The organism is Chryseobacterium aurantiacum, assembly GCF_003020585.1.
Classification (GTDB): domain Bacteria; phylum Bacteroidota; class Bacteroidia; order Flavobacteriales; family Weeksellaceae; genus Chryseobacterium; species Chryseobacterium aurantiacum.
This window is the reverse complement of record NZ_PXUE01000005.1, coordinates 163,531-189,860: the sequence shown is the minus strand read 5'-3', so window position 1 is coordinate 189,860 and position 26,330 is coordinate 163,531. Positions and strand designations below refer to the sequence as shown.

General features: G+C 36.7%; 22 protein-coding genes. 2 read left to right on the top strand and 20 right to left on the bottom strand.

The features are described from left to right. Positions 1–2 precede the first annotated feature (2 nt). The 12 genes from C7D53_RS16995 to C7D53_RS16940 form a co-directional block, all read right to left on the bottom strand. Positions 3–2,066, bottom strand: a complete 2,064-nt coding sequence (locus tag C7D53_RS16995) for a TonB-dependent receptor plug domain-containing protein (RefSeq protein ID WP_106917605.1) — start codon at positions 2,064–2,066, stop codon at positions 3–5. Beyond that, positions 2,063–2,635 (bottom strand): molybdenum cofactor guanylyltransferase, encoded by a 573-nt coding sequence (mobA, locus tag C7D53_RS16990; protein ID WP_106917604.1) that lies wholly within the window; start codon positions 2,633–2,635, stop codon positions 2,063–2,065. The genes C7D53_RS16995 and mobA overlap by 4 nt, the downstream gene beginning before the upstream one ends. Next, positions 2,583–2,948 carry a winged helix-turn-helix domain-containing protein gene (locus C7D53_RS16985; RefSeq protein WP_106917603.1) on the bottom strand — a complete coding sequence of 122 codons (366 nt, stop codon included), beginning with the start codon at positions 2,946–2,948 and terminating at the stop codon, positions 2,583–2,585. Before C7D53_RS16985 ends, mobA begins: the two co-directional genes overlap by 53 nt. After that, positions 2,936–4,132 (bottom strand): molybdopterin molybdotransferase MoeA, encoded by a 1,197-nt coding sequence (locus tag C7D53_RS16980; protein WP_106917602.1) that lies wholly within the window; start codon positions 4,130–4,132, stop codon positions 2,936–2,938. Before C7D53_RS16980 ends, C7D53_RS16985 begins: the two co-directional genes overlap by 13 nt. 29 nt (positions 4,133–4,161) lie before the next feature. Beyond that, positions 4,162–4,776 (bottom strand): molybdopterin-dependent oxidoreductase, encoded by a 615-nt coding sequence (locus tag C7D53_RS16975; protein WP_106917601.1) that lies wholly within the window; start codon positions 4,774–4,776, stop codon positions 4,162–4,164. 130 nt (positions 4,777–4,906) lie between these two features. Beyond that, positions 4,907–5,908, bottom strand: a complete 1,002-nt coding sequence (moaA, locus tag C7D53_RS16970; RefSeq protein ID WP_106917682.1) for a GTP 3',8-cyclase MoaA — start codon at positions 5,906–5,908, stop codon at positions 4,907–4,909. Next, positions 5,889–6,170 (bottom strand): DUF6755 family protein, encoded by a 282-nt coding sequence (locus tag C7D53_RS16965; RefSeq protein WP_106917600.1) that lies wholly within the window; start codon positions 6,168–6,170, stop codon positions 5,889–5,891. The genes moaA and C7D53_RS16965 overlap by 20 nt, the downstream gene beginning before the upstream one ends. 15 nt (positions 6,171–6,185) lie before the next feature. After that, the gene (locus tag C7D53_RS16960; protein WP_106917599.1) at positions 6,186–6,716 is read right to left on the bottom strand and encodes a QcrA and Rieske domain-containing protein; all 531 of its coding nucleotides are present in this window, start codon (positions 6,714–6,716) and stop codon (positions 6,186–6,188) included. Positions 6,717–6,726: 10 nt separating this feature from the next. Further along, entirely contained in the window at positions 6,727–7,302 is a 576-nt protein-coding gene (locus C7D53_RS16955; RefSeq protein ID WP_106917598.1) for a 4Fe-4S dicluster domain-containing protein, read from the bottom strand. A gap of 10 nt (positions 7,303–7,312) precedes the next feature. Next, the gene (locus C7D53_RS16950) at positions 7,313–9,544 is read right to left on the bottom strand and encodes a molybdopterin oxidoreductase family protein (protein WP_106917597.1); all 2,232 of its coding nucleotides are present in this window, start codon (positions 9,542–9,544) and stop codon (positions 7,313–7,315) included. Positions 9,545–9,559: 15 nt separating this feature from the next. Beyond that, a complete protein-coding gene (locus C7D53_RS16945) occupies positions 9,560–10,615 on the bottom strand; it encodes an MFS transporter (protein ID WP_106917596.1) in 1,056 nt (351 codons plus the stop codon). A 475-nt stretch (positions 10,616–11,090) separates the two neighbouring features. Continuing rightward, positions 11,091–11,978: a cyanophycinase gene (locus C7D53_RS16940; RefSeq protein WP_106917681.1), complete on the bottom strand. Its 888-nt coding sequence runs from the start codon at positions 11,976–11,978 to the stop codon at positions 11,091–11,093. Between the two features lie 201 nt (positions 11,979–12,179). On the opposite strand from C7D53_RS16940, the gene cphA reads away from it, so the two are divergent. After that, positions 12,180–14,810: a cyanophycin synthetase gene (gene cphA / locus C7D53_RS16935; protein ID WP_106917595.1), complete on the top strand. Its 2,631-nt coding sequence runs from the start codon at positions 12,180–12,182 to the stop codon at positions 14,808–14,810. 80 nt (positions 14,811–14,890) lie between these two features. On the opposite strand, the gene C7D53_RS16930 is transcribed toward cphA, so the two are convergent. The 8 genes from C7D53_RS16930 to C7D53_RS16895 all read right to left on the bottom strand — a co-directional run bounded on the left by C7D53_RS16930 (position 14,891) and on the right by C7D53_RS16895 (position 24,200). After that, positions 14,891–16,075, bottom strand: a complete 1,185-nt coding sequence (locus tag C7D53_RS16930; protein WP_106917594.1) for an ATP-grasp domain-containing protein — start codon at positions 16,073–16,075, stop codon at positions 14,891–14,893. Positions 16,076–16,295: 220 nt separating this feature from the next. Next, a complete protein-coding gene (locus tag C7D53_RS16925; RefSeq protein ID WP_106917593.1) occupies positions 16,296–17,129 on the bottom strand; it encodes a type 1 glutamine amidotransferase in 834 nt (277 codons plus the stop codon). A gap of 34 nt (positions 17,130–17,163) precedes the next feature. Then, positions 17,164–18,282, bottom strand: coding sequence for a carboxylate-amine ligase (locus C7D53_RS16920; RefSeq protein WP_106917592.1), 1,119 nt, complete (start codon positions 18,280–18,282; stop codon positions 17,164–17,166). A 31-nt stretch (positions 18,283–18,313) separates the two neighbouring features. Further along, positions 18,314–19,267, bottom strand: coding sequence for an ATP-grasp domain-containing protein (locus tag C7D53_RS16915; RefSeq protein WP_106917591.1), 954 nt, complete (start codon positions 19,265–19,267; stop codon positions 18,314–18,316). A gap of 212 nt (positions 19,268–19,479) precedes the next feature. Beyond that, on the bottom strand, positions 19,480–20,193 hold the full coding sequence (locus C7D53_RS16910; protein ID WP_106917590.1) for an alpha/beta fold hydrolase: 714 nt from the start codon (positions 20,191–20,193) through the stop codon (positions 19,480–19,482). Between the two features lie 30 nt (positions 20,194–20,223). Beyond that, positions 20,224–21,438 carry an ATP-grasp domain-containing protein gene (locus C7D53_RS16905; protein ID WP_106917589.1) on the bottom strand — a complete coding sequence of 405 codons (1,215 nt, stop codon included), beginning with the start codon at positions 21,436–21,438 and terminating at the stop codon, positions 20,224–20,226. 141 nt (positions 21,439–21,579) lie between these two features. Then, positions 21,580–22,995: a leucyl aminopeptidase family protein gene (locus C7D53_RS16900; protein WP_106917588.1), complete on the bottom strand. Its 1,416-nt coding sequence runs from the start codon at positions 22,993–22,995 to the stop codon at positions 21,580–21,582. Positions 22,996–23,075: 80 nt separating this feature from the next. Further along, entirely contained in the window at positions 23,076–24,200 is a 1,125-nt protein-coding gene (locus C7D53_RS16895) for an alpha/beta hydrolase (protein ID WP_228422397.1), read from the bottom strand. Between the two features lie 198 nt (positions 24,201–24,398). Here C7D53_RS16895 and glgB point away from each other — a divergent pair, with 198 nt between their 5' ends. Next, positions 24,399–26,330 (top strand): 1,4-alpha-glucan branching protein GlgB, encoded by a 1,932-nt coding sequence (gene glgB, locus C7D53_RS16890; protein WP_185126710.1) that lies wholly within the window; start codon positions 24,399–24,401, stop codon positions 26,328–26,330.

Genomic DNA, 26,330 nt, shown 5'->3' with positions numbered 1-26,330 from the left:
TTTTAAAAATGATAGTTTAGGGCAGTGATGAAAGATCTTCCTTCTTTGGGATATCCGTAAGAGAGATAATAGTTTCTGTCGAATAAATTTCTAACACCAAAGTCAAAATTGATCCCTTTCACAATGTTTACAGATAGCTTAGCATTAAGTAATGTAAACTCTGGTGCTTGATCTCCGGTGCTTGTTATATATCTTTTTCCATAGAATTCTGCATTCACATTAAGTGATGTACGTAACTTCGGTACTTCTAATTTTGTGTATGCCATTATTTTATGATTAGGAACGTCGGTGAATTTCTCACTGCTTCCTTCTGTTTTATCTTTCATATCGATATAGCTATAATTGGCTCCTAAAGTCAAGTTTTTGACTGGAGTATATCCAAACGCAAGCTCATAACCCTGAAAGACGGCCTTACCGATATTTACATTTTGGCTAATAGGATTTCCATTGTCTAAAGTGCCTACGGTTCTGGCAAAAATGGCATCTCTTATATTGTTAATAAAACCTGAAATCTCATAATTAAATTTATTCCCTAACCTGGCAGAATAGGTTATATCATAAGCCCAGGTATATTCTGATTTCAAATCCGGATTAGGAACCTGACTTCCAAAACGGCTGGAATATCTTTCTTTCTGAGAGGCAAATCTTGATCTTTTTGAAGCTGATAAGGTGATTAAATGATCTTTTACAGGTTCCACAATGATCCCTCCCTTATAATCGAATGCGTTATCAGATCCTTTCGGAAAATCATACAATACATTTTTTTCTCCAGTGACATAATGGGTTCCATACTCCTGTGCTTTCATATTATTTCTTGAATTGTATGAAACTCCAGCAATGGCTTTTATAAAAGAATTAATGGTTATTACATCTTCGAGGCCTACGTAAAATGTGTTGTCTTTATAATTTTGCTCAGGTTCTCCAGCTTTGAATTTTTGCCCAGTGGTTGTGTCTGCCGGAATTTCTTCATTATACTCTTTGTGAGAATCGAATTTATTATTGACGGATAAGGTAATCACGTTATTTTTAATGGCTTCTGTTGTCAGATTTAAAATTCCCCCCAGTGAATAATCATCGTATACACTTGTGAAAGAAGAATTTTTGTTGAGTAAAATGTACTGATCATCATCGTACTGCTTCATTTTATTGTAATAGGTATCATAGTATCCGGTAAAACTTACAAAAGTTTTGGCTGCAATCAATGTTCTTGTTTTCAGATACATACTCCTTTTATCATACGTTGGATAATTTCGCCAGTTGCTGTTTCCTGTTTTCAATGCATTCGGTGCAATATCCTTATCTGCATTTTGGGAGATGATACTGAAAGAGTACTCATCTGTCTGGTTAGGAGTATAACCGAATTTTGCACTAAGCCGAACATCCATTGATGCAGAATTTTTTCTTTCCAATGAGGGTTGTAATGCAGTTCTTTCCAATTTTCTTGAAATCAAATAATTATCAATTTTCAATAATGATGCGGAACCCATGATATAATATTTATGTTGTCTTGTTCCGATGTTGAGTGATGTAAAGTAGGAATTAACTCCTGTCCCGTCAGCAAAACCAACTCCGGACTGACCATCTATATCTAAGGCTTTTATTGGTTTTCTGGATACAATATTGATGGCTCCTCCCATCGTATTGGGACCATATTGTACAGAAACCAACCCTTTTTCTACCGAAATATTATTGATATCGAATGTGGTGAAACGACTTAAATCAAAATTACCATCATAAGGCGTATAAATAGGAATACCATCATAAAAGACAGGTGTTCTAAGTGAGTTAAATCCTCTTACCAAAACACTTCCCTCGTTTCTTGCACCCATTTGTGTAATGGCTACTCCGGGCAAAAGGTTGACTGCATCTACAACATTTGTTTTATTAAAATCCTGAATCTGCTGCATCGTAATCTTGTGAATGGGGCCTTCATTTTTTTCTTTTCCATAGATATTCACTTCCTGTATCTCATAATAGTTTTTTAGGGAATCTATCTTTGGTTTTTCTTGTGCGATTACGTTTATTGATAGCAGAATAGCTCCTGCCGTTACATAAATCTTTTTCATTGCTTGTAAATTTTGTTGACTATAGTTTCTGCATTCTGGAAATTCTCCGGCGTGTTTATATTCAAAAATTGATCTGTCGGACTGTCATTATAATCAATGTAGTGGGTATTTTGTAATTCCAGAAATTGAGTCATTCTGAGATTTTCACTTTCAATAGATTTCATTAAATCATTAATAATAGACAGAGGATAGATGCCTAAAACGGGATAGATTTTTTTGCCTAGACAAACTACATTTATTCTATTCTCCTTTTTTCTCTGAAGAATATTTTTGATCAGGTCCGGAGAAATGAACGGCATATCACAGCTGCATACGAAAATATCTTCCTTGCAATATTCCAGAGCAGAATAGATACCACCCATTGGACCCTTACCATTTACCAAATCTTCTATGACATTGTTCTGAAAGCCATCATACTTGGAAAGACTCCCGGAAATCAGGACCTCATCAAAAAACTGAGAAAGTGTATGGGTAATATATTCAATCATATATTTGCCGTTGAGTTTCATCAGTGCCTTATCTTGTCCCATCCTGGAGCTTTTTCCTCCTGCTAAAACGATTGCTTTCATCCTTAGAAAATTTTTGGAAGTGTTCTTCTACTGTTTTAAATTCTTCTACGATATTCTTTCCGTATTCTGTGAGGCAGCTTTCTCCTCCTGCCTTTCCCCCAGCTTTCTTTATAACAAGTTTTTGCAAAGAGGCGGAATTGATATCCTGTATGATTCCCCATGCTCTCCGATAGGGTATTCTCAATACTTTTGCGGCTTCGGTAATGGATCCAAGCCTGTCAATCTGCTCGAGCAGGGCGGTCCTGCCTTTACCTATTCTTAAACCATAGTCTGTTTCTATCCAGATTCGGCCTTTTACTTTTACATTTTCCAAATCTTTATCTTTTCACCAATATTTATTTCTGTTTTCTCCTTTGCAAATTCAACAAGACAATTAGACTGAGCAGCGGAGTTCATTTTATAAGATTCCTGTGCATTCAGAATGGTTACCTTTCCATGATGATGATAGGCTTTCAGAAATTGGGTCAGCTCTGTGCTTTTCTTTTGACTATACGTTTCTGAGACGGCCCAGTCTTGTTCTTCATAAAAATTGGTTCTGCCTGCAAGGCCTAGTAGAAATGGTTTTACATACTGATGGTAACATGAAAAAACAGAAGCAGGATTCCCTGGTAATGCAAAGACATATTTTTTGCCGAGTTTTCCAAAGAGTAATGGCTTTCCGGGTTTCTGTCTTATCTTATAAAAAAGTATTTCAACTCCTGTTTGTTCTAAAGATGCTTTTACATAATCATAGTCTCCAACTGAAATTCCACCAGTAATCAAAAGAACATCTACCTCGTCAATAGACTTTTGTACCGCCGAAAATGTATCTTCAAACGTATCTTTTACATGTTGTGCAAAACAAAATGATTGATGAATCTCAGCTAATGCAGCCTGAAGCATATATTGATTAGAATTGTATATTTTTCCATCTGTCAGTGGGTTTCCTATTTCCACTAATTCGTTTCCTGTGATTAGTAATCCCAATTTTAAAGGGCTAAAAACGTTAATGGTATCAATTCCGAATCCGGCAAGAAAACCAATAACAGAAGATGTTATCAAGGTGTTTCCCGAGAGAATGCAATCTCCTTTTTTGGTTTGCGAGCCTTTCAGTCGAATATTGTCCCCTTTGCGTATTCCTAAAGGATCAAATGTAATATAGTCTCCATCATATTGTACTTTTTCCTGCATTATTACTGTGTCAACTTCCTGAGGAACCTTAGCCCCGGTAAATATCCTTACGGCTTCACCTTCTTTTAATTTCAATGATCTGCTAAAGGGACCGGCGGGAATTTCATCAATAACCCTGAGTTTGGAAAATACATCCCCATCTGAAAAGTGAAAACCATAACCATCCATTGCCGAGTTATCAAAAGAAGGAACATTTATAGGTGCTTCTATTGATTGTGAAGAATAAAACCCAAGTGCACCTAACAATGGAAGTTGTATACTGGAAGCTTTAAAGATATTTTCTTCTATAATTCGTTTTGCTTCGGCTGCTTCGATAAAATAATTCATTCTCCATTCATTTTTATTGTTCTACATCTCTACTGTACCCGGGTAACTTCTATGCTTTTAAGCCATTTTACATGGCGGGGACCTGTTTTAGTATCATTGAGGCTTACCAGTACCATTTCTCCTTTATTTTTTAAAGGCTCTCCATTTTGTTCGAATACAACATAAATTTGCTCTCCAGTAGGGTTATTGAATATTTCGCCCCATGAAAAAGTTGCTTTGTAGCCATCAGTAGCTTTTGCAACAATGTAAAAATTGCGGTCTGTATGATCTTTTTGTATGATTTTAGCTTTTTCAAGAATATCTTTCAGTAACACGCCTTTTGTGGAGTGTATGCTTTCTTTGGTCAATCCAGACTGGCATACAATTTTAAAATCTTTAAACTCTCTGACATTCATTTTTTTCAAAGAATCTACTGTAATGGTAAGCGGGTTTACTACGTCTCCAATTATTTTAAGCTCTTTACTTATGTATTTTGAATCATCTTGATCGGTATGAGTATGTTGATGCTGATCTTCGCTGGCTTTTATATTTTGAGAAACAGCAGGAGTATCCTTTTGTAAATGGCTAGTTAATTCTGTTTTTTTGCATTGTAGCATAACCAGTATGGCTACTATCAGAGCGGCCAGTTTTGTTATTTTTTCCATAGAGCAATCTGTTTTTGAGTTCAGCGAGTTGAAATTCGAGAGACAATCATTTTGTCTTTCGCATCTCTGTTTTTTATTTTAATAAACTTTTTCGATATGTTTTTTTTGTCCTGTCGGATGGTAAAAAAAATCAACCTCCTATTTTTATCATACTTCTGTTCACAAGTTCTTTGCTACAAACAGTTTCAAGGTCGGAAAACTGTCCTCCTTTTTCTTTGTGTTTTTTTAAAATTCCTTTTTGAATAGAGTTTTCAATATCCTTTCCTTCCCGAAACATTTTTAAAAGATCAAACTCATCAGCTCCGAAAAGGCAGTTTTTCATTTTACCGTCAGAAGTCAGCCGTATCCGGTTGCACCCTTCACAGAATGAATGGCTCATTGTAGAGATAAAGGCGAAAAAACCTTTACTTTTATCATTGATTTTATATTTTCGGGAAGTGTCATGGACATTGTCCTGTACTTTATAGTAATCATGATATTCAGAAATAATTCTGAGCATTTCAGCAATTGAAATGACCTTGTCTTTTTCCCATGCATTTTCTGAAAAAGGCATAAACTCAATAAATCGTACTTCAATAGGGTATTGATGTGAAAGTGCTGTAAATGCTGCTATTTCATTATCGTTAAACCCCCGCATAACGACTACATTAAGTTTTACATTAAACCCTCGATCAATACTTTCTGTAATATTATTCCAGACATTCTGAAATTGATCTCTTTTTGTAATGTGCTTAAATTTGCTCCTGTCTAGAGAATCTATGCTTATATTTAAATCCTTGATTCCTAATTTTTGGAACAGATCGAAATACTTGTGAAGCAATACTCCGTTTGTTGTAAGAGCGATATTAATGTTTAGAGAAGCAAGTTTTTCAATGATTGTAGAAAATCCATTTCTTACTAAAGGTTCACCCCCTGTGATCCTGATTTTATTTATATTGAAACGTTCAACAAAAACCTTTGAAATTTCAAAAATCTCCTCATTACTCATCTGTTCGGAAGATGAGGTACAGGTAAAGGGTTCATCTGGCATACAGTACAAGCATCGGAAGTTACAGCTATCGGTTATGGATAGCCTCAGATAATCATGCTTTCTGCCAAAGGTGTCCCGTAAATCAGTATTTATGGTTCTCATTTTCATCGGGTTCATTTTTAGTACCTGTTGGGATATATTTTACATACCGCAGGAAATAGATGGCTATTAAAAACAGGATCACAGAACCTATAGCAGAATAAGCCGCAAAATCCAAATGTTCCTGATCCAAAGCTTTATTAATTGTTCCAAACAAAAGCCACATCTGGATGCTCACCAGCAATATGTAGATGCTGATAATGGTAACCAGCATTTCATTAATTCTGAAAGTAACTTTTTTTGCAGTTTTTTTTCTGTATGACATAGCAGTGATTTTATTTTATGAATGTTTTCCTGTTTCTTCTGAGGCATCCTGCACAAAATCCCTTACAAAAATCTTGTCTTCTTTGATCACTACAGTTAATTGAGGAAGTGGGCGAGGCGGCGGCCCCTGAAGCACTTTACCGTCTTCAGGACTGAAAAATCCATGGTGGCAAGGGCATTCAATAACATTTTCTTCATGGTTATATAACACGGAGCAGGAAAGGTGGGTACATTTTTGCTCAAATACTTTCCATTTTTCTTCTGAAAGCCTTATCAGCATATAAGGATTTCTATGATCTTCATTGATATAGAATGTTCTCATACCTCCTATTTTCAGATCGGTAGTAAGGCCTACGAAATATTCTCCAATTTCTTTTTTATCCCGGAAATAATTATATAATGGAATGGCAGTGTTGGCAAGGGCAAGGCTTCCTGAAAAAAAGGTAATCAGTTTAATGAATTCTTTTCGGGAAACGTAGGCTGCTTCTCTTTTTTTGATAGGGAAATCAGATTTCCATGCAGGAATTTTTTTATTATCGTTTGACATATTATCTGCTTTAAAAAACTTTTAATTCTTCACTGCCTTTAGGCATCATTAGATTCACTTTTGTTTTTACAACTTCTTTTCCGAAGATGAAACGGTTTACAGGAGTACTGTTAGGTCTTTTTTTCGCTACATTTTCTCTTGTATCATAGGTTAATGCTCCACTAGGACAAACAGTAGCACACATCGGTTTCAGTCCTGTACTGGTCCTGTCATAGCACATATTGCATTTCATCATGAGCATAGCATTCTGGTCCGGAATCTGAGGAACTCCAAATGGGCATCCCATTACACAATTGGCACAACCAATACATTTGGATGTATCTGCAGAATGAACAATCCCAAACTCGTCCTTGGTAATGGCATCTGCGGGACACACATTAGCACAAATAGGATCATCACAATGCATACATACCTGAACCGTGGTCTGGATAGTTTCTGCTCTGTCTACATAATGTATATGAATCATAGAAGTTTCTCCGTTGGTCTCGCATTCTGCACAGGCCATCTCACAAGAGTGGCAGCCAATGCAGCGCTGCATATCCAGAAAAAATTCCATGTCATTAAATTTTTCAAATTGCTCCGCCATGTTTTTTAATTTAATAATGAATATCTCTGCTTAGGTAGGCTAGTTCTTCCGAATTTTCTCCCTTTTTTCTTCCTGTTTTTTCTATTTGGCAGGCACAGACTTTAAATTCCGGTATTTTTGAAACAGGATCCAGTTCATCAATTGTAAGTTGGTTTGCTGAATTGACGCCTCCCCAATGGTAAGGTATAAATAGGGTGTCTTCCCTTATGGTTTCTACAATATTTGCAGGAAATAGAGCGCTTCCTCTTCTTGTAGTTACTTTCACCAGATCATTTTTTTCAATTCCGTATCTGGCTGCCATTTTGGGATGAATCTCCATTAAAGGTTCCGGGTAAAGATCTACCAGCTTGCCTATTCTTCTTGTTTGAGAGCCGCTGAGATATTGGCTTACCACTCTTCCTGTTGTCAGAACGATAGGGAAATCTTCGTCTGGTTCTTCAGCAGGGCTTCTATATGGAGTGGGGTTGAAGTGAGCCTTTTGATCTGGAGTGTTAAATTTTCGGTCTTCCCAAAGTCTAGGAGTCCCGGGATGGTCTTCAGATGGGCAGGGCCAGAAGACTCCCATGTTTTTTTCCACTCTTTCATAGGTAATTCCGTAATAGTTGGCTGAACCGCCATTGGAAGCTACTCTCAACTCATTAAAGACATCCTCACTGCGCGCATAACTGAATTTGTCTCCCACACCTAACCTTCGTGCCAGTTCCATCAGGATCTCACTGTCTTTTTTTGCTTTTCCGGGTGGGTTTACTACTGCCTGTATGCGGATTACTCTTCCTTCTGCTGATGTCACGGTGCCTTCTTCTTCTTCCTGTAAAGATCCTGCAAGGACTATGTCTGCATGTCTCAGGGTTTCTGAGAGAAAGAAATCTATACCTGCATAGAATTCCAGTTTTTCCAGGGCCTTTCTTACATTTTTATTATTGGGTAAAGAGACCAAAGGGTTGAAACATATGGATAATAATCCCTTTATTTCACCTCTGTTTATGGCTTCAATGATTTCATAGGCACTGAGTCCTTTTCCGGGTAATTCTTCTTCATTGATTCCCCATACTTTTGAAATATACTGTCGGTGTTCAGGGTTTTCTATATCTCTGTTTCCTGGCAACTGATCACATTTATGTCCATGTTCACGTCCTCCTTGTCCGTTTCCTTGTCCGGTAATCGTTCCATATCCACAGTAGGGTTTTCCCAATCTTCCTGTTGCCAGAACTAAATTGATACAACTTAAAACATTCAGTACGCCTTTAGACTGGTGTTCAATCCCTCTTGCATGCATTAAGAAACTGGTTTTGGCTTTTCCCCACATTTCTGCGGCTTTGTATATTAAATCAGCGGGTACTCCTGTAATTTTTTCTCCCCATTCTAAGGTACATTCCTGTACTGAAGCGATAGTTTCTTCAAATCCTGAAGTGTGATTATTAATGAAGTCATGATCAAGCCAGTCATTATCTATTAAGACTTTCAGCATTGTATTGGTTAGAGCTGCATCTGTTCCCGGTTTTAATGGCAAATGCAGATCTGCTGTACGTGCAATCGGGATCTGTCGGGGATCTATTACAATGACTTTTGCTCCGTTATCTCTGGCTTCCCATATTTTATAAGTGAGTACGGGGAAACATTCGCTTACATTCGCTCCAGTGATGATGATTACTTCTGCATGAGCAAGATCCTCCCAGCTGTTTGAAGAGCGGTCAAGACCAAAAGCTTTTTTGTTTCCGGCTCCTGCACTCACCATGCAAAGCCGCCCGTTATAATCAAGATTGGCTGTTTTAAGAGCTACACGGGCAAATTTCCCTACCATATAGCTTTTTTCATTGGTAAGCGAAACTCCTGACAGCATAGCAAATGCATTGGGTCCGTATGTATTTTGAATTCTTTTGATTTCTTTAATAACAACATCGTAGGCTTCTTCCCACTCTATAGGAACAAATCCTTTACCTTCTATTCTTTTATAGGGCGCTAAAAGCCTGTCGGGATGGTTATCCTGCATGTAGCGCTGTACACCTTTCGGACAGAGTCTCCCTTCATTGAATGGAAATTCTTTCCAGGGTTCAAAACCAACGACCTTGCTGTTTTTTACTTTAAGTTGGATACCGCATTGTAAGCCACAAAAGCAACAATGGGTTTTGACAAGACTGTCTGGGTTTTGAGAATTTAATCTTATACTTTCCTTATTCGGGTAATGCTTGTGCGGTCCGAATACTTCTATGATTTCATCTGCTGATATGGGTAATTTTGCCATTTTCAATAATTTTTTTTAACCAAAATAACTACCTGATTCTTGTCTTGCTTTTAGATGCGCTTTTGCAAAGCAGGATCTTTTTCCCTCTGGACTATATTCCAGATAATTTTTTCCGTCTTCACGTTCAAGATCGAATCCCATTTCTTTGGTAATTTCTTTTAGGTCATCAATGTGCATTTTTGTGGTATACTCTTCTCCGGTATGAGGGCATTTTTGCAGTCCTCTTTTTTTTCCTTCAATTTTATAGATGTTTGCTCCCACCTGTGCCGGTCTTTGAAAGATGTGAAAAAATTTTCCAAATGGAATCCACATCAGAAACATGGCAACGGTTATAGCATGGGTAATGGCCATAAACTGACTCATTTTACCTTCCAGATATGAATAATCGAACCAGATGCCTAGACCTGTTACCGATACGGCAATTAATAGAATTAAGGGTAACCAGTCCCTTTCAAACCATTGGGTAGCAATGAGGCCTTCATCTACAAATCTTCTATGCATCATAATCAAACTACCTATAATTACCATAATAGCCGTCCATACCAAAATGTGGAAGAGAAGCAATGCTGCAATAGAGTTAAGAGGAAAACTCATCACCGTAATTCCAAACATGTGAGTTTCATACATTGTTGTAGTACCTTCCTTTAAAGTAAAATGCATCCAGCCGAATGTAAGCCCGAAAGTAACAGCGAAAGAGATAAGACAGCCGCTAGCTAACAAAAAATGACCAAACCATCTCATTTTTCCTCGAGGAACAATAAATCTTTGGAATAAGATATTACGTACGGATAATTGTATAATTTCTTTGATATAGGTAAGGTAATCTTTACTGAAAACGAATTCCCAGGTCCTTTGCCAGTACTTTTTGGTAGGAGGCCTTTGCTTCCAGACAGAATGATGATAGACCACCCCAAAGGTCATACTGATGGTCCCAAAAAAATAGATAATGAGGGCCGCATCGAAATTTTGTAATTGTAAAGAACCAATAACTGTGATTGCTATAACCACGAAAGTAGCAACAAGCGCATTTATGAATGCTTTCTTATTAATATCCGTAAAAATCCTGAACATTTTTGTTTTTTTTAATTAGCTACTTAATCATTAAATTGCTTTCATGATTAGCTTAAACAAAGATAAAGTAATTTATTTTAAATAGGATATTAATGTCTTATTTAAAATATTAAAAATGATTTAATGTGTTTAAAATCAGAATATTGAATATTTATGATTTACGTCATATTATAAAAAAACACATGTTTTTCAATAATTTTTTCTGATTCTGTGTCTCAAATCACTATAATCATTAGGCTATTCTGAGCTATTCGATGTATAGGATTTATTTGGAATTTTTTCGTGAAGTAGGATATAAGCAAATGGAAAGGTTTTCGATCTGTTTGATTAATGATAACAGATAAATACTTTTATGCAGTTCATTATTAACCTGATAAACTAAAGAATAAAGCAATGTAATAAGCTTTGTGTGAATTCTTAACAGATCATAGGGTACAAAAAACGGAACCGAAGTTCCGTTTTATATTATTTTTAACTATTTATCCTGAGGAATTGGATTGAACTGAGAGTTCTCAATAGTAAGCTTCTTTGTTGTAAGATCATAATGATCATTCATAGACATCACATGAACCGTTAAATTATCAATGGAAATGGGTTCTCCCAGGTTGATGTTCGTAAGGTTGGTGTCTTTTATGAATCTTCCGTCTACCAGAATAACAAGACCTGAACCTACGGCGGTCATCACATCATTATGGATGAAAAGTCCCGTATCTTCTCCAAGTCCGATTCCCAGTGTTCTTGGGTTATTCACTACTGCCTGAAAAAGGCGTCCTATTCTTCCTCTTTGTACAAAGTGAGTATCAATGATTACGTTGTCAATTAAACCTAATCCCTGCGTAGTTTTGATTTCTCCTTTTAGAAGTGCTTCAGAGCTGCTTCCCTGATAGATCATATTTTCCGAGGCAGCGGCGGCACCTGCAGAAGTTCCTGAGTAAATAAAGTCCTGTTCCTGATACTTTAGTAAAATAGTATCGTGAAATCTTGTTCCACCCAGAATAGAAGTCAGCCTCAGCTGATCTCCACCCGTAAACATCATCACATCCGCAGCATTAGCCCTTGCTACCATAGCATCAGAATTGGCTTCTTCACGGTTATGAATGTCGAGAACATTTACATTTTTAGCACCAAGAAATTCAAATGCTTTTTTATATTCCGAACCTACAATCTGAGGAATTTGGGAGGCTGTTGTTACAATTTCAATGACAGAATCTTCTTTGTGCTTTGATTCATTGATAATCTTTCGTAGGATCCCACGCTCAAAAAAGTTAAGATTCTTTTCGATATTCTGATCATAATCGGTTTCTGAAAAACTTCCCTTGTTTACAGCTCCTCCAATTACTATTAATTTTCCAACAGGTTTCATCATGGTACAAAAATAAAAAATAATTAACATTCTTTGGCGAAATTCGTGCCATCTTTAGTTGATTTTTAATGTTTTAGAAATGTTAATTAAATTTAATTCTTTTTTAGTAAATCTTCAAGCCTACTGTAGTTTTGTTTAGGCTTTTATATTATATTTGATTTTGAAAAGAGTTATTATTAACTGTTAAAATGCCAATAGACTATGAAAATCGAAAAGATTCAGGCACTACGTGGTCCTAATATCTGGAGTATCAGAAGAAAGAAGCTGATACAGATGAGGTTGGACCTTGAGGAAATGGAGAATTATCCTACCAATAAAATAGAAGGATTCAGGGAGAGAATTGAAAGATTACTCCCGTCACTGATCACCCATAGGTGTTCAGAAGGAGTGGAAGGTGGTTTTTTCCATAGAGTGGAAACAGGAACCTGGATGGGGCATGTCATAGAGCATATCGCCCTGGAAATACAAACCCTTGCAGGGATGGATGTTGGCTTTGGAAGAACCCGGGAAACAAAAACTCCGGGAGTGTATAATGTAGTGTTCAATTATCTTGAAGAAAATGTGGGAATTTATGCTGCTGAAGAATCGGTAAAGATTGCACAATCCTTAATTGACGGTACAGATTATGATGTGAATGCCTGTATTCACAAATTAAAGGAAATAAGGGAGCGTGTTCGCTTGGGACCATCTACCGGAAGTATTGTAGAAGAAGCTGTTTCCAGAAAAATACCTTGGATTCGTTTGGGAACAAACTCCCTGGTACAACTTGGATATGGGGTAAATCAGCAGCGTTTTCAGGCCACCATTACCGGAAAAACAAGTTCCATTGCTGTAGATATCGCCTGCAATAAAGAATTAACCAAAAGAATGCTCCACGATGCAGCAATTCCTGTACCTATCGGAGATCTGGTGGTAGATGAGGAAGATTTAACAAATGTTATCAAAAAAATAGGATACCCAATTGTTTTAAAACCTTTGGACGGAAACCACGGAAAAGGTTCCTCTATTAATGTTAATGACTGGGAGTCTGCTAAAATAGGATTGGAGCACGCTCAAAAATATTCCAGAAAGGTAATTGTTGAAAAATATATTACCGGATATGATTTCAGGGTGTTGGTGATTGATAATAAAATGGTTGCTGCGGCAAGAAGAGTCCCTGCTCATATTGTGGGGGACGGAGATCATAATATCCAGGAACTTATTGAAAAAGAAAATAAGGATCCAAGACGTGGATATGGGCATGAAAATGTTCTTACCGAGATTGAGGTAGATAAGGATACTCTGGAATTGCTTGATAAACTTCAGTATACCCTTGAAACCATTCCACAAAGAGGAGAGGTGGTTTATTTAAAGTCTACAGCCAATCTTTCGACAGGAGGGACGTCAATTGATGTTACCGATATGGTTCATCCTGAAAACATTACGATGGCAGAAAGAATTTCCAAGATCATCGGATTGGATGTCTGTGGAATTGATATTATGGCAGAAAACCTTACCCAGCCTTTAAAGGAAAGTGGTGGGGCCATTATAGAAGTGAATGCAGCACCGGGGTTCAGAATGCACCTTGCCCCAAGTGAAGGGCTTCCGAGAAACGTTGCCGCTCCGGTGGTGGATATGCTTTATCCGCAAGGAAAACCATTCACAATTCCTATCATTGCGGTAACGGGTACGAATGGAAAAACAACTACTACAAGGTTGATTTCACATATTGTAAAGAGTAACGGCTATAGAGTAGGATTTACAACTTCAGACGGAATTTATATTCAGAATACAATGCTGTCAAAAGGTGATACTACCGGGCCTATTTCAGCGGAATTTATATTAAAGGATCCTACTGTAGAGTTTGCTGTTCTTGAGACCGCAAGAGGAGGAATTCTACGTTCCGGATTAGGATTTTCGCAATGTGATATCGGGGTATTGACCAATATTGAGGAGGATCATTTGGGCATGAATGATATCCATAGCTTAAAAGATCTTGCCAAGGTGAAAAGAGTGGTGCTTGATAGTGTCAAAAAAAATGGCTGGAGCGTATTGAATGCTGACAATGAGTATTCCATGAAGATAGTGAATGATCTAGACAGTAATGTCGCTATCTTCAGTATGGATGAAAATAATCCACATATTGTAAAATTCGCCAAGGAAGGAAGAATAACCTGTGTTTACGAAGAGGGATTTGTAACCATTAAAAAAGGAGACTGGAAGATCAGAATCGGAAAGGCAAAGGATTTCCCGATTACAATGGAAGGAAAAGCCAGATTTATGATTGAAAATGTACTGGCTGCAAGTTTGGCAAGTTATCTTCAGGGATTTGGTATTGAGGATATTTCCAATTCATTAAGAACCTTTATTCCAAGTGCACAGCTTACTCCGGGAAGATTAAATGTTTTTAAATTCAAAAACTTTAAGGTTCTGATTGACTTTGCCCATAATCCATCAGGTTATGAAGCAATTGAAGATTATCTGAAAAATGTAGAATCTACAAAGAAAATAGGCATTATTTCCGGTGTTGGAGACAGACGAGATAACGATATTAAAGAATGCGGAAAAATTGCCGGAAGAATGTTCGATTATATTATCATCCGAAATGAAAAACACCTTCGTGGAAGAACAGAGGAAGAAATTAACGGATTGATTATAGACGGAATTAATGAAGCTGGTAAAGATGTAAGCTATGAGATTATTCCTAAAGAAATTGAAGCTTTAAAACATGCCATAGGAATGGCAGAGGAAGGAACTTTCATTACTGCTTTAAGTGATGTTATTTCTAATGCTATTGACCTTGTACAGGAATATCAGGCCAGAGAATTGCTGGAAGACAACAAAAACCTGTAAAAATTATAAGTTAAAATAAAGAAAACGGCTGTACTACACTGTACAGCCGTTTTTTTATCACGATTGTTATATTTTATCAATTAACTTTCTGCAAAAAAAGCATTGGAACTTCCAATCCAGATAGCATCCTTCTTATTGAAATCTACATTCACCATTGCTGCTTTTGTCATCCTTCCCAGGTTTTCCAACAGAATAGGACGTTCATCATTTTCTTTCCAGATATACAGTAAACGGATCTCTGCTTTTGAAAACTCTCCGTTAATGTCTTCAAAAATAGGTTCGTAGGTTACTTTTCTCTGCAAAATATAATTTTCCTTATCTTCAATAGCATCTGTGATTTCTTTGGTGGGATTTAAATTAACACCACTTCCTGCAAATGAAAATAGTGGTTTTAATACAAAGTCTTCAAGATTTTCTGTTTTCGGAAACTGATGCAGAAAATAGCTTTTTGGAACAAATTGATGTTGTAATAAAGGTAAAAGAAACTTTGAGATTTTAAAGAACCAATTTGGGTGGGTAATCCATTTTACATCAACCTCTTCACGGAAATCAAATTCAGTGACAAGATCAGGAATTCTGTCCAGTTCATCAAATATTACCCGATTATATATTCTTTTAATTTTGACTAATTTTCCATTGTTTTCATAGTACAGCTTTTTACCCTCTTTTTTTACTTTTGTAAGGCAAACTGTTTTTATGCCCAGTAATTTTTCCGTAAAAGCAAAATCAATGGCTGTTTTCTGTCTTTCAGGGAAGATTTCAAGAAGAATTACATGTTCAGGATTTTCATCACCTACAATTAATTCTTTTAAATGTTGCTGAAAAGTGCTTTGGGGCATTGTATTTCTAATATCTGCGAGAAAAGGGTAGACTTCACAAAAGGTGTCTTCAAAGTTTTTTTGAAAGGCATATAATGACGGGAAAGCCTGAAGTTCTATCAATTGTGGTTCTATTTCTCCATTTTCATTTTTGCAGACTCCAAAATCTATGGTGAAAAAATGAGGTTGATCAGTATCATTGGGAACCCTACAGTTTTCCGGGATTGCTTTTTGAAGAGTTTCAGAGGGAAGAGCCTTAATTTGGGTAATAATACTTTCACTCGCCTCCAGTAATTTACCTTCAAATTCTTTAGTAAGGAAAATAGGACTTTCTGAAGTTCTAAAGCCAGCTTCTACACCGCTTTTTTGTTTTAAAATATCCTTAAGCTGCTCGTATTTCTCTTCTGAAAACTCCTGATTAAACTGTTTTCTATATTTTGGGATCATATTTTTTCTTTTGTGATGTTAAAAAAAATCGAACAAAATTGCCCGATTTAATATTTTGTAACTATTTAATATAAACTTGAAATCCAAGATTAAATTTAAATAGATGTTAACCCCAAAAGTCACAAGAATCTAATTGTACTTCTCCAATAGTTTAGTAATTTAAAGCTATTAGGGTTTTAAAAAACTGTTGTGACTTTTGTAGCCAATATTAATTAATCTTTTAAGCTAAAGATTCAACTTCTTTCAAAATGTTTTTTTTTGCGAACTGAAGAAATCTGGGAAGAATTTGGTTTCTGGTCAGGATGATTTTATCTTCATCATCTATTCTGTCCATGGTTTCGAGATATTTTTCCATTCCAAAATTTTCAATCATGGCTTCTCTGTTCTTGTCATCCTTCAGGTTTTCTATCAATGCCTGTGGGCTTGCCTCAGGATGAAACTGAGTTCCGAATATCTCATCCGAGAAACGAACAGCCATTACAGCTCTTTCGAGATTGATATGAGGTCGGAATTTTTCAATAGCCATAACCGTCATCCCTAATTCTTCAAAACGTTCCTGATCTGGTTCAATGAATTGATAGGCTCTGGAGTCTACAGCATAAAAAGGATCCTGTAGATTTTTCAACAAGAATTCGTCTCTGCCTTCTCTGGTTTTGTGAACAGGCATTACACCAAAGGAATAAGATTTTCTTTTGCAGATATTTCCCAGCTTCCAATGAATACTTGCCAGTTGGAATGAATGACAAATCAGGAAAAGATATTTTTTATCTTCGTTGTATTTATTATGTTCAAAAACGGTATCTAAAAAATTAGCAAACCTTTCTTCCCACTCAAAACCTTCTTTGTGTGGAGTTCCCGGTCCGCCTGAAGAAATAAAAATATCAAAGTCTCCAATTTCTGGCATTTCGTCTTTAAACCTTACATCAAATGTCTTGATGATTACATTTTCGTCAGAATTTTGCTGAAACGTCTCGGAAATTTCTTTAATGTTTCTAAAGCCTTGATTTACATGATTGTTGTTCATGTCCAGCAAGGCAATTCGAATATCTTTCATTACATGCTAATTTTTTGTAAAGTTACCAAAAATATTACGAAGCGGGTTCACCATGTGTTATGCCATACTCTGTTTCTGAGATCATATAATCTACAACTTTTGTAAGGTCTCCGGTTTCTTTGAAAATCTGTAGCTGCCTGTCTGCACCGGTTCCGTTTTCCAGAATTTTCCAGGCATATTCTACTTCATGGCGACATCCTAAATCGTCTACAACATCATCAATAAACTCTAAAAGTTCTTTTAATAAAAGAGGATAGGGAACCGATTCTTCTTTTCCGAAATCAATCAGATGGGCTTCAATACCACTTTTGGAAGCACGCCATTTATTTTCGTTCAATAGAAGTCTTCTATAACTTCTGAAGCTTAGATTTTGCTGATGTAGTTTATAAATCTTAGCAACCAAACTCTGCATGATGGCGGCAAGACATACAGTTTCATCAATTCTCAATGGCATATCACAAATTCTGAATTCAATGGTAGGGTAGAAAGGATGAACTCTTAAATCCCACCAAATTTTCTTGGCATTGTCTATGGTGCCTGTTTTGATCAAAAGATCAACATAACTGTCAAATTCTGCCAATGAATTGAAGTAGCTTGGAATACCTGTTCTGGGGAATTTCACGAAAATTTCCTGTCGATAAGATTTAAATCCTGTATATCTTCCGATCCAAAAAGGTGAATTGGTAGAAAGGGCATACACGTGCGGAAGAAAATAACGCATCACATTTTGAATTCTTACTCCTTCTTCTCGGTTGGGAATTCCTATGTGTACGTGAAGTCCGAAAATAAGGTTTTCCCGGGCTACATCTCCCATATCATCTACAATTTTGATATATCTTTCTCCCTGTGTGATGTTGTTGTCTGACCAATGAGAAAAAGGATGGGTTCCGCCTCCGGAAACACGCAGCCCTTGTTCATGAGCTGTATTAATAAGATGTCTTCTTAAATTGGTCAGCTCAGCTCTGGCCTCCTGAATATTCTGGCAGATTCCTGTCTCCATTTCAATCATGGATTCGTGCATCTCGTGTTTTAAATTTTCACTTAATACCGCTTTTCCACCTTCAATAATTTTTGAAACATGAGAAATAAGGTCTCTGCTTTCTACATCGATGATCTGATATTCTTCTTCGATTCCAATAGTAAATTGATGCATTTTGTTGTGTTTTTTTAATTCTTTTTCAATGTTATTTTATGGAATCTTTCACAAAAGTTCCCCAAGCGATATTGGGTTTTCCCGGAACATATTCCTTGGCTTTTTCAATGGCAAGCTTTGCTGAATGCTCTATAATCCATGCAAAATTTTCTTCTCCTACAGAGTTTCTGTCTGCATCAGGTGCCGGGTTGCAGAAATCAATGGCATAAGGAATACCATCTCTTATGGCAAATTCTACCGTATTGAAATCATATCCCAGGGCTTTATTCATTTTGATTGTGTAATCATGAATAGTTTTTAATAGCTTTTCAAGCTCTTCACCTTGTGTTTGATGCGTTGTTGCGTATCTCAGGTGATGGGGGTTTCTAGGCTCATATGGCATGATATGAACATATTTTTGGCCTAAACAATATACTCTGTAATAATCATCAAAGACAATCTCTTCCTGAACCATCATAACCAGTTGTTGGGTTTCTCCCAGCTTATTCCAGAGATCATCTGGATTTTCTACTCTGTAAACATTTTTCCAGCCTCCGCCATCATGGGGTTTCATATAAGCAGGAAATCCAACATAGTCAAAAATATATTCCCAGTCGTGCGGGAACTTCAGGTTCCTGAATGATGTTTCTGAAGTGTCAGTGGGTCTTTCGTGCGATGGGAGCAAGACTGTTTTTGGAAGTGGAATTCCAAGTTTGCTCATCAATGCATTATTGAAAAACTTTTCATCAGCACTCCACCAGAACGGATTGTTGATTACATAAGTGCCATTAAGGGCTGCATTTTTCAAATAAGCTCTGTAAAAGGGAACGTCTTGCGAAATTCTGTCGATAATCACTGCATAACCATAATCTGCTCCTTGTTCCAGTTTATCAATGGTAACAGGTTCAGCTACAATATCTCCGGCACCCAGTTCATTCACCTTATCTATAAATGCCCAGGGAAATGTATCTTCCATGCCGAATAGAATTCCTACTTTTTTTGTCATAATTTCTGTTTTTAATGGTGTATATTTTTTATTTTAAATATGCTTTTATATGTTGTTTTAAAACCAACGGATCAAGTCCTGGATTTACAGTTCTTCTCAAAAAGGAGAATACAAGACTTTCACGGGTTTTATTTTGAAAAGTTGAAAACCACAGATTTTCAAAAAACTTGAATGTACCTTTTAAACTGTTTGTCATTCTTTTAAAATAGTTTCTAAGAGAAATAGGCTCCTATAAATGTTGGAAATACCATTCTCCACAATGGCCAGTCATGACCAATCCACTTTCTTTCATCATACCAAAATTCAATACCTTTTATCCTTAAGATCTCAGCCATTTCAACATTTTTTTCTTTACAGATGTCCTGATCAGAAGTGCTTAATACAATGTGCATGTGTTTGTATTTCCAGGCATCATCATTTCTTACAAACTCCCTTGGGCAGTTGAAATAAACCAGATCATCAGAATAACCATCCATAAAATTTCTGATGCTGAAAGCCCCTGAAAGACAAAACAAGTGGGATACTACATCCGGAAACCTCAAAGCAAAGTTGGCAGCATGATAGCCTCCAAAACTGGCTCCGGCAACTGCCACGCGATGGGTTTTATGAAGCTTCTGAATATAAGGTACGAACTCCTTAATCAGGAATTGTACATACCGTTCATAATTTCTGATTCTCTGCTGTGGTGATATTTTTTCATCATAAAAGCTCCAGCTGTCAATGGTTTGGATATTATAAAGCTTTACTTTTCCCTGTTCTACAAACCAGTTGATACTTCCGTTAAGATGAAAATCATGATTCTGGGTATATTGCCCCTGAGAAGTAGGAAACATAATGATGGGGTGCCCGTAATGTCCGGTTACTTCCACCTTAAGGCTTATTCCCAGTATATTTGAATAATACTCTGTATGTTCTATATGAGACATTGAAATTTCTTTACTTTATGGTTATATATTCTAACTTCTCAGTTTGCTGCTTTTGGGAGGCAGAATGTTGAGCATTTCTGCATTGATCATTTCAGCGGCGCTGTCCAATCTTTCCTCTATTATTGAAGCTTCGCTGGATTTGTAAACAATTCCGACATGGTAGTCTATGGGAAGAAACTTTACCACTTCTTCGCTTTCAAATTGGCTGTAATCCGGCTCTTTTTCTTTGATTAAAGCAATAATCAATCCTGAATAATATCCTGTAGGAGGCAAGACGTTATAATTTTTATTTCTTAGGAGGGCATCCTCAATCTGGGCCCATTCTCTCCAGATGTTGATATTGCTTGATGCTTCTACCAGATCAGGAATATGTGCACCGCCAACCCTTGAAGAGGTTTCAAGGAAATACCATTTTTTGTCTTCTTTACCGCGGATAAACTCTGTATGGGTTGCCCCGTTGATAAGTCCAAAATTAGAAAGTACTTTAGCATTGATTTCTTCCAGAGCTTTAAATTCTTCAGAATATCTTCCTAATGTTTTGGATCTGAAAACGCCACCCTCATGAGAGACCTGCATTGGCGGGGCCAAATATTTTGAGGCAGAGGTAAATACAATCTCCTTATTGAAGGTAAGGCTGTCTACATGATAAACATCTCCGGGTTTAAAGCTTTCCAATAAGAAAAGATGACGCTCTTCTCCAAGAACTTCCAAAGCTTCATGAAGCTGTTCTTTAGTTGTAATTTTCTTTATTCCCGATGCAGAAGCCTCTGAGCGGGGTTTCAATACCCAAGGAGCAGGTACTTTATCAACAAAATCATTGACAATATCGTCATTGAAAACAGCTGTAAATTCCGGAACATTAATTCCCGAATCTTTTGCTTTTTGCCGCATAGCCAGTTTATCTCTGAAGTAACGGTGGGTAGTTTGCCCCATTCCGGGAATACGAAAAGTCTCCCGGATTAAGGCTGCTTTTTCTACATCGTAGTCATCAAGGGCTACAACAGCATCTACTTTTCGGGTTTTCATTAGATGTGAAAATCCCTGGATAAGATGTTCAAGATTCCATACTGATGGCTTGAGTTCTGGCATATAAAATACCTCATCAATGGCATGCCACGGCCAGTTTTTTTCTTTAAGGTTTTCTGATGTTACTAATATGATTTTATTACCGAGCTTCTTCATTTCATCCATAAAGTCATAGCCCTTGTAATAGCACGAAATACATACTATAATTTTCTCCTCCATATAATGTTTTTTATGTTTTAGTAAATTTTCAAAAATAAAACTATATTTTTATTATTTGATTAATATCAAAAATTGAAATATGGTGTGTTTTTGAAAAACTACTAATCAAGTATACAGAGATTTTTTGTAATAAACTAATTTTTAGTGATAATTTTCGATTAAATCCACCAACAATTGAACCCCAAAACCAGTCGCTGCTTTTTCCTTGGCATAACCCACATTTCCAAAGGCTACCCCAGCTATATCCAAATGCGCCCATTTAGGGTGATTTTCAATGAAATGTTCTAAGAATTTTGCCGCAATAATACAGTCACCCACAGGCTTCATTGAGAGGTTTTTCAGATCTGCCACATCAGATTGAATATCATCTTTCCATACATCCCATAAAGGCAGGTTCCAGAGTCTCTGGTTGGTTTGGTCACCTGTTTTTATTAGCATATTTTTCAGTTCCTCATCATTGGAAAACAAGGCTCCACAGGTATTTCCAAACATTCTCACTGAGCTTCCCGTTAAGGTAGCAAGATCAATAAGGAAATCTGTTTTGTAATTTTTTGATAGATAAGAAAGGCTGTCAGCAAGAATCAGTCTGCCTTCAGCATCTGTATCAAGAACTTCAATTGTTTTTCCATTATAGGCGGTAATCACATCGCTTGGAAGAAGGGCGTTTTCAGAAATGGCATTATCTGTGACAGGAAGAATGGCTGTGATATTCACGGGAAGTTCCATTTCAGCAGCATAGATCAGTGTTCCAAGCACTGCCGTAGCGCCACCCATATCAGATTTCATGTAATGCAGATTGGCTGAATTTTTTAATGAGATTCCTCCGGTATCAAACAATACACACTTTCCAACTAAACCAAATGTTTTGGAATTTTTAACGGTGGTTTTGTATTCTAAAATAGTGAAAGCAGCATCATAGGCACTTCCTTGATTAACGGCAAGGTAGGCTCCCAAACCAAGTTCTTCACATTTTTTTCTGTTGAAGACTGTATATTTTAGGTCATATTTTTTGGCCAGATTTTTAAGATATACACTGAAAATATCAGGTTTCTTAAAATTGGCAGGCTTGTTCAGCCAATCCTGGCAGGCAACTTGTCCATTGCTTAGTGCTTCAGCTTTTTGAGCGATATGATCCAGTTTTTTCTGGCTTAAATTCTCAAAATGAAGCTCAAATTTTGTATTCCAGAAAGGGTGAGTCTTCTCAAAAGGATAGTTATAAGTTCCAATGAGTAATCCTTTCACAAATTCTTCAAATTGCTTTTCATTAAGAAAATCGGCAAGCATTAAGGTAGGAGCGGGTTGTAGTTTTTCCTTTTGAGTTTGTGAAAATTTTACAGCAACCTCTTGGATTTCAAAGTTCTGAAAGGTAGATTTTCCCAGTCCAATAAAGTAAGTTATTCCTTCTTCATGGGCGTTTACAAAGACTTCATGTTTCTTTCCTGTGAAGAAAGTGGCAATATTTTTATTGAAGTTTTTGCCTGTTTTGGTCCATTCTTCTTCAGTGAATAAGTGGAAAACCTGAGTGTAATTTTTATTTTTTTTGTTGATTAATTTCATACGTAGAGATTATTTTTAGGCTCAATGAAAGGATCATCTTCATTTCTGCAGATAGATTTCATTAATGACAATTTGTAAGCTTAGTTTTTAATGCTTTGTTGTTGTGGTTTTACCTCAACAGGGTTTTCTGTATTATCGTAGAACAGCCACTCAATGGCCCTTGGAAATTCCTGTGACCAGTAAAATTCATTGTGCGTTCCTTCCGGATTAATATTGGTCCTGAATTCAAAGTCAAAAAGATTCTTTTTCTCCCATCTTTTCAAATATTCCTCAAAAATATGGATTCTTTTTACCATTTTGGATCCCTCCTGAGCTCCTCCATATAAATATATTTTTGTCTTAAAAGGAACCCTGAAGTTCATCATTGGAAAATTATTGTTTGGTTCTACCCAGAGAGACGGCGAGAAGATCAATAACTTAGAATAGACCTCCGGATAAAGAAAACCACTGTAAATACTGATAAGCGCACCTAATGAGCTGCCTCCAATTCCGGTATTGTCACGATCTTTTTTGGTACGATAATTTTCATCCACAAAAGGTTTTAGGGTATCTGTAATGAAACGGATGTATTTTTTACCCTCGGAACCATTGGCGATATTATCATTATCGAAAATAAATTCCTTTATTCTGTCCTCACTTCCATGTTCTATAGCAATGACGATAACATCACCTCGTCCATATTCTGCAAGAATGGATAATTTTTTGTCTATTTCCCAGTTTCCGTAGCCACTTCCCTCATTGAAGAGATTCTGCGCATCCTGAAGATATAAGACCGGATAGTGTTTATCCGACGTATGGTAATCATACGGAAGTACGGCCCAAACCTTACGATAGCGATCAAGCTGTGGAATATAAAATTTTTCAGAAATTACTTCAGCAACAGGAAAGAATTCTTTCTTGAAGGGTCCCCAGTTTAATCTCCATTTTTCTACAATGTCGGAAGTTTTTTCTATGGATTTTTTAGCCTTTCGGTTAGGGGTGATGTTTCCGTATTTGTCCAGCTCAACGTTTTCCCAACCTCCCTTGGTGAATTTATATTCAATTTCTTCCGGAAGTATTTGATTGTCAATCTCTATGGAGTGGTTGCATGGATCCTCTTGTGTAAGCTGATAATTGAAGTCCTTAGGATTCCAGTTATTGAAATTTCCCGTAATAAATACTGGCCTGTCGTCTTTTTCATCGGTATAAAGTTCAAACCTCATCATAAGTGTTTAATAAATATTAGAATGCTAAATTTATAAAAAAGATTGTTTTGGAATCATAAAAAAGTGAATTAAAAAATGATATATTTGATAGATAGACGAAAGAAGAAAACTAACTTGATAATTATTTGATGAATAATTAATCGCGGTTGTTAGTATTTTTCGTAGTTTCAGGGAAAATATAAATACAAACTGATCTTGATGAATTCTGTTAAAACCTATACGCTTTTCACTGATCATGATGTGTATCTTTTCAAAGAAGGTAGACACTATAAGCTGTATGGTAAGTTTGGAGCACATTCTGTAGAAAAGGATGGTGTAAAGGGAGTTTATTTTTCAGTTTGGGCACCCCATGCAAAGAAAGTCTCAGTAATAGGTAATTTCAATAACTGGAATCATAAAGACCATATTTTGTTTCCAAGATGGGACGGATCGGGGATTTGGGAAGGATTCATTGATGGATTAACCTGGGGAACTTTATATAAATACGCTGTTGAGACAGAAAGAGGTGAAATTTTGGAAAAGAGTGACCCTTATGCATTAAGTTGGGAACAAAATATTCAGGCAGCATCACTGGTTTCTACAACATGGTATGAATGGAATGATCAGGAATGGATGGATAATAGATGGGAAAGAAATAGCCTGGAAGCTCCAATCTCTGTTTATGAGATGCATTTAGGTTCATGGGTAAGAGAGGAAGATCATCCTAACCATTTTTTGAATTACCGTGACATCGCAAAAAAGCTTGTACCGTATATAAAGGAAATGGGTTTTACGCATGTAGAGTTCATGCCTGTTATGGAATATCCGTATGATCCAAGTTGGGGCTATCAAATTACAGGATTTTATGCAGCAACTTCACGTTTTGGGTCACCACAGGATTTGATGTTTCTGATTGATGAACTTCATAAAAATAATATAGGTGTTATTCTGGATTGGGTACCTGCTCATTTTCCGGGAGACGCTAACGGACTTTACCGTTTTGACGGATCATACTTATATGAACATGAAGATCCCAGAAAAGGCTTCCATCCCGACTGGAAATCACACATTTTCAATTACGGAAGAAATGAAGTCAAATCTTTTCTTATTTCCAATGCGATGTTTTGGTTGGATCGTTATCATGCTGACGGACTGCGCGTAGATGCGGTAACCTCAATGCTCCATCTGGATTATTCAAGGAACGAGGGGGAGTGGGAGCCTAATATATATGGCGAAAATGTGAACCTGGAAGCGAAAGCCTTTCTACAAGAATTTAATACAGCTGTTTATAAGGAATTTGGAAATAGTATTATGACTATTGCCGAGGAAAGTTCAGATTTCCCATTGCTTACCAAGCCCGTACATGATGGAGGAGTTGGTTTCGGAATGAAATGGATGATGGGCTGGATGCATGATACGCTGGATTACTTTAAAGAAGACTTTACCAACAGGAAGTTTCATCATCATAAACTTACGTTTGCTTCCATGTATATGTATAATGAGAATTATATGATGCCTTTATCACATGATGAAGTAGTGCACGGAAAAGCAAGTTTAATCTATAAAATGAAGGGTGATGAATGGCAGAAATTTGCCAATCTTCGTACCTTGTATGTATATATGTATACCCATCCCGGAGCGAAGCTGCTTTTTATGGGTGATGAATTTGGCCAGACCAGCGAATGGAACTTTACCCAAAGTCTGGATTGGCATTTATTAAAATATCCTGTTCATAAAGGATTACAAGATCTGGTAAAGGAGCTTAATCATTTATACAGATCAGAATCTGCTCTCTATGAAAATCAGTTTGATAAAGTAGGCTTTGAGTGGCTAGAAGCAGATGACCTGGAAAATTCGGTTTATGTATATCTTAGAAAAGGAAAAAAAAGAGACGATGTGGTAATGGTAGCCTTGAATCTGGCTCCAAAAGTAATAGATTACCAAATAAGGATTCCGGAAGGAACACATTGGGAGGTCGTTTTAAACTCAGATGATGAACAATATAGCGGAAGCGGAGTTCATCCTGAAATAATGGATGAAAAACATGAAGAAAATTCCATTACGGTAAGGCTGCCTCCACTAGCCGGCATTATCCTTAGGCAGAAGAAAGATAAAAAGTATAAATTACACAGAATTAAACACAAAAGATAG

Bases quoted from the DNA above. Each gene is read 5' to 3' on its own strand.
- C7D53_RS16995 (WP_106917605.1), bottom strand. From the start codon at position 2,066: ATGAAAAAGATTTATGTAACGGCAGGAGCTATTCTGCTATCAATAAAC.
- C7D53_RS16945 (WP_106917596.1), bottom strand. From the start codon at position 10,615: ATGTTCAGGATTTTTACGGATATTAATAAGAAAGCATTCATAAATGCG.
- C7D53_RS16925 (WP_106917593.1), bottom strand. From the start codon at position 17,129: ATGAAAGATATTCGAATTGCCTTGCTGGACATGAACAACAATCATGTA.
- C7D53_RS16920 (WP_106917592.1), bottom strand. From the start codon at position 18,282: ATGCATCAATTTACTATTGGAATCGAAGAAGAATATCAGATCATCGAT.
- C7D53_RS16980 (WP_106917602.1), bottom strand. From the start codon at position 4,132: ATGAATTATTTTATCGAAGCAGCCGAAGCAAAACGAATTATAGAAGAA.
- moaA (WP_106917682.1), bottom strand. From the start codon at position 5,908: ATGAGAACCATAAATACTGATTTACGGGACACCTTTGGCAGAAAGCAT.
- C7D53_RS16915 (WP_106917591.1), bottom strand. From the start codon at position 19,267: ATGACAAAAAAAGTAGGAATTCTATTCGGCATGGAAGATACATTTCCC.
- C7D53_RS16955 (WP_106917598.1), bottom strand. From the start codon at position 7,302: ATGGCGGAGCAATTTGAAAAATTTAATGACATGGAATTTTTTCTGGAT.
- C7D53_RS16975 (WP_106917601.1), bottom strand. From the start codon at position 4,776: ATGGAAAAAATAACAAAACTGGCCGCTCTGATAGTAGCCATACTGGTT.
- C7D53_RS16960 (WP_106917599.1), bottom strand. From the start codon at position 6,716: ATGTCAAACGATAATAAAAAAATTCCTGCATGGAAATCTGATTTCCCT.
- C7D53_RS16895 (WP_228422397.1), bottom strand. From the start codon at position 24,200: ATGATGAGGTTTGAACTTTATACCGATGAAAAAGACGACAGGCCAGTA.
- C7D53_RS16905 (WP_106917589.1), bottom strand. From the start codon at position 21,438: ATGGAGGAGAAAATTATAGTATGTATTTCGTGCTATTACAAGGGCTAT.
- glgB (WP_185126710.1), top strand. From the start codon at position 24,399: ATGAATTCTGTTAAAACCTATACGCTTTTCACTGATCATGATGTGTAT.
- C7D53_RS16950 (WP_106917597.1), bottom strand. From the start codon at position 9,544: ATGGCAAAATTACCCATATCAGCAGATGAAATCATAGAAGTATTCGGA.
- C7D53_RS16940 (WP_106917681.1), bottom strand. From the start codon at position 11,978: ATGAAACCTGTTGGAAAATTAATAGTAATTGGAGGAGCTGTAAACAAG.
- C7D53_RS16930 (WP_106917594.1), bottom strand. From the start codon at position 16,075: ATGATCCCAAAATATAGAAAACAGTTTAATCAGGAGTTTTCAGAAGAG.
- C7D53_RS16910 (WP_106917590.1), bottom strand. From the start codon at position 20,193: ATGTCTCATATAGAACATACAGAGTATTATTCAAATATACTGGGAATA.
- C7D53_RS16900 (WP_106917588.1), bottom strand. From the start codon at position 22,995: ATGAAATTAATCAACAAAAAAAATAAAAATTACACTCAGGTTTTCCAC.
- C7D53_RS16965 (WP_106917600.1), bottom strand. From the start codon at position 6,170: ATGTCATACAGAAAAAAAACTGCAAAAAAAGTTACTTTCAGAATTAAT.
- cphA (WP_106917595.1), top strand. From the start codon at position 12,180: ATGAAAATCGAAAAGATTCAGGCACTACGTGGTCCTAATATCTGGAGT.
- mobA (WP_106917604.1), bottom strand. From the start codon at position 2,635: ATGAAAGCAATCGTTTTAGCAGGAGGAAAAAGCTCCAGGATGGGACAA.